Annotated in this window: 3 protein-coding genes; 1 reads left to right on the forward strand and 2 read right to left on the reverse strand. The window is 50.8% G+C overall.

All coding sequences use genetic code 11. The features are described from left to right. Nucleotides 1–287: 287 nt before the first annotated feature. On the forward strand, nucleotides 288–713 hold the full coding sequence (locus tag CFT68_RS21350; protein WP_088845724.1) for a hypothetical protein: 426 nt from the start codon (nucleotides 288–290) through the stop codon (nucleotides 711–713). 742 nt (nucleotides 714–1,455) lie between these two features. Here CFT68_RS21350 and CFT68_RS21355 read toward each other — a convergent pair. Together CFT68_RS21355 and CFT68_RS21360 are read right to left on the reverse strand one after the other, a co-directional pair. Beyond that, on the reverse strand, nucleotides 1,456–1,884 hold the full coding sequence (locus CFT68_RS21355; RefSeq protein ID WP_141106671.1) for a hypothetical protein: 429 nt from the start codon (nucleotides 1,882–1,884) through the stop codon (nucleotides 1,456–1,458). 877 nt (nucleotides 1,885–2,761) lie between these two features. Further along, nucleotides 2,762–3,693: hypothetical protein (locus CFT68_RS21360; RefSeq protein ID WP_212590459.1), on the reverse strand; the 932-nt coding region annotated here is incomplete at its 5' end.

Raw genomic sequence — 3,693 nt, forward strand, 5'->3', positions numbered from 1 at the left:
GGCTGTGGCGGCAATAAGAGCCAGAAGGAGTTGTAGCAGCATGGAAGACTAGGGCCTTTATTCTCCACCCTAGTAATCAGATTTTGGAGGGAGGGATTAAGCTGCTGCTAGATAATCTTGTCTACTGCGTACGAAAAGTCCTTATGACTATAGGGTCACGATAAAAGGCACACGTGTTCGAGGCCGACCGCCGCTTCAAAGTGCAAACAGCAAATTGTTCTGAGGTAGCTAAGCAAGAAAGCACTGCCTACTATAGCGGTTTCTATAGTAGGCGGTTACATTGCTGCATGAAACAGCTTCTTTGTCTTATTGCCTTCCTTTTGTTAGCGGTAATGTCTGCTAATGCTCAGAGAACCCTAGGGCTTACAATGGGGGAGCTAAGTGCACTCTATAAAAAGAGCCCTTCAATGGTGGACTGGCAGCGTGAAAAAAATGATAGTGGTAACACGGTCATTAAATTCATTGATAGCCGAGATAATACCATGATCATGTCCCTCTTTAAACCAATACCTGGTTCCAATGAGGAGTTGGTCACAGCTACCATAGTCCTTGGACCAAAGGAACCCTTCTTCGATATTTTTACTGCTACGTGTAGACGCCTGTACACTATGCGTAACGTAGGGGAATGGGTAGATACTGAGAACAATGTATTGATAAGTGTAAACAGCGATGGCGACGTAGCTGCTATGAGTTTCACTCTACTTAGCAAATAAGCTGCCCGCTAAAGTACAAATAGCGAATTGTGCTGAGAATAGAATGCTGGCAAGAAGGGCGCTATAACTAGGATTATGTTAAGTGCATATTCCGCGAAGGCACTCAGCCCTAAATCCGGAGGAATCGTTTTTCTATCCAACTATATAAGTTCGGACTTTTGCAAGTTGTAATCCCGCGCAACGCTTCTTAAGGTAGCCAACGCTCCATGTAAGACTTGCCACATAACGTACAGACTGCCTTCCTTGGGTATTCCCATTCCTCTCGTTCCTCAGCACCCCAATCAACCGATCGGTGTTCACATTCTGGGGTTCGTTTACTCAATACCCATAGAAAGGCTAGTAAGATTGCAAAGCACGCAATAGAGAACATCATAGGGCTGCAAGATAGAATTCAAAGCCACAATATCTGAACTACTATTTGTTCAGTAAACACATCTCTTAAAATTGTAGTAAATTTATATCACGGTCGTACTATCAGCCGTACCAGTAATTATGTTAACATTTATGAATTGCCCTTTCGAGTACCGAAATGGTGTTAAGGTTTATCTTATCCCAGCAAATTGTTCAGACAAGGAATGGAGGGACGTATGGCAAGGATGGTACGATAACCATTTTCTCAATTTTGAGGATCCAGCAATTTTTGACTTTATCGGCGAAATCAAGGACGCTGCTTAGAGAGTTTGCCGAACGGGCCTAGTTACTGATGTAGCTAGGCCCGTTCGGCGCTTATGAAGTCCGGCACTTAGCGGCCGCTCATGAGTTGAAGTATGCCAGGGGCAGCAGCATCTGCCTGTTGCTCCAGCTTCAGCAGCCGCGCATACCAGCGCGTAGGCTTGCCTCGGTAGTGTGTCTTGCGCCCTTTCCGGTATTCCTTTTCCCATTCCCTATCCACCGCAAAGTACTTGCCCAACCCCCGGAACCGTTTTGGCTCCAGCTGGGAGTCATAGTAGAGGCGCGTTGGCCCGTACGCCAACCGGTGGGCAAAGATGCCTGTCCCGCTGCGCAGATAGAGCACCGTAGCCCGTAGCCCGGTTTTGGGGCAGATCATGTAGTAGCGGTGTCCGGCCGCGCCCGGTAGGTTGCTCGGCACGGCCTCCAACTCTATCCGATAATCATGCTTCGTTTTCTCGTTTGCGGTGTACTGCAAACGCAAGTAGCTCTGTTCGGGCATAAGGTGTATTTGCAGGCTGATACTTCCGGTGGACTCCCCTCGGCAGCTCCAGTGCAATGTGGTGACTTGGTGCCCAGGCCGCAGCAGGCCAGCGCGGAGCAGGTAGGCCAACTCTAGCCGTTTCGTTTCGTCCGTTGTGGTCGGAAAATTGGGGAAGCGGGGCATCTATCAATGAAACGTATCAAATGCTTTGCTGGCTATAGCTGAGGCTAGAAAAAAGCCTGCACCTCCAATTAGCCAAGCAACTGTTCTTCCAACGATAGATTCAGCTTGGTCATGAATGCCCCGGGCAAACTTGATGATGTATACAATACCCAATATCCATCCCACAGTGATAACAAGTCTGACTAATTCCATGTCTGAGTAGTGTCCAGTGAAGGTAACCGAAATCCTTAGGGAACATGCCGTTTTCAGGAGGGAAATTGTGCAGTTTAAGCGTTTGCGTTTGCGCCTGGGGTTTGCGTTTGGCGGCGCGGCGTGGAGCTGCGGTTGTAGCCGATGCAGGCCGAACTTTTTAGGTTGAATTTTGCACGCGCGTCGCCACTGCTAGGGCTAACGGTAGGCGTTGCGTTACCTGTCAAGATACACCCTCCCTACTCCGGGTGGCTGGCCGCCGTGATCAGGCCAAAGGCAGCAGGCCGAAAAATTTCAGGTTTTCTCAAGTTGGCCGCCGAAAATGTAGGGTTGGTGGGGCTGAGTGAGCGGCGATAGGAGTTTTGCGGTAGCGGAATCCTTTTGCGCAGGCACACCGCAAAACTTCCTGCTGTTTGGCCGTATTCTGCCGTAATTATCGGTTCGTAATCCCGGTTAGTGCGCGATTTGCTGGGGCCGGCTGGCGCCGGGGGGTGGGGTTATTGTTGGAGTTTTGCGGTTGTGGTTAGGCAGCTAACACAAACTCGCGCACCTCTTCAGGCACTCGTATGAAGGGTCGAGTGTCGAATAACAGCGGCGTGCTCTCTATCCTGTGCAGGGCGCGGCGCTTGTTATTGCGCAGGTTGCTATCTGCGTTTCGGCACCGTTTAGCGGCTGCGCTTCCTCTCTCCTTCGGGCTGCAAAACTTCGCTGTTGCGTTACTTGTGTTTATAGGTCTGCCGCACGTCTTGCAACTGTGCGCATCAGGCTTCGCCCGCTCACTTATTCCTCCTCCTTCCTCTTTGGATAGAGAGTGATTAACAAGCGGCATCTTCTCCTGAGGCATGCGCTGGGGTAACACTCTAAACAAGGGGTTAATATGTGGAATCGCCGTAGCAGGTTGTGCGCCGGGCTCAGGCTGCGTCAGCAGATGCTGCCAAACCGTTTCCAGCTCTTGAGCTGCCACCCGAAATACAGGGTCGGCTATGTGGTGAGCATACACCCTGCGGTAGTCTGATTTAGTGCGACGCAAAGAGGCTGAGCTAAGTCCTTCCCAATAGCGAAGGGAGCTGCCAGACGTAAGTAACCGCTTCTCGGAGGTGCTTAGAGTTGCGGGTAAGGGCAACGGGGCAGCAAACAACACCTGCTCTAGGTTGCGCGTCAGCAGTTGCCCTAGTTCCAGCAGTGCAGCTGGTTTTGCTAGATCAGCCAAAGTGACCACACCCGCTTCTGCGAGGTACTTCATTTTGCGGGCCTTCAACTCCACTCGCAGCAGCGGGCCGGGGTCAGGGAATCCCATGTCTTGCAGTTGTAATGCCTTATCGTACAGCTTGAAGTAGTATCTCTGCTTCGTGGCTTCCCGGAAATAGCCCTTTCCGCCGTAAGTCTTGAGGTCTAATGGGTCTGTTTTATGCAATACCGCCCGCTGTGGTAGTTCCTTTGCTGGGGTTGGCAACG

It is taken from the genome of Hymenobacter gelipurpurascens (genome assembly GCF_900187375.1).
Lineage (GTDB): Bacteria > Bacteroidota > Bacteroidia > Cytophagales > Hymenobacteraceae > Hymenobacter > Hymenobacter gelipurpurascens.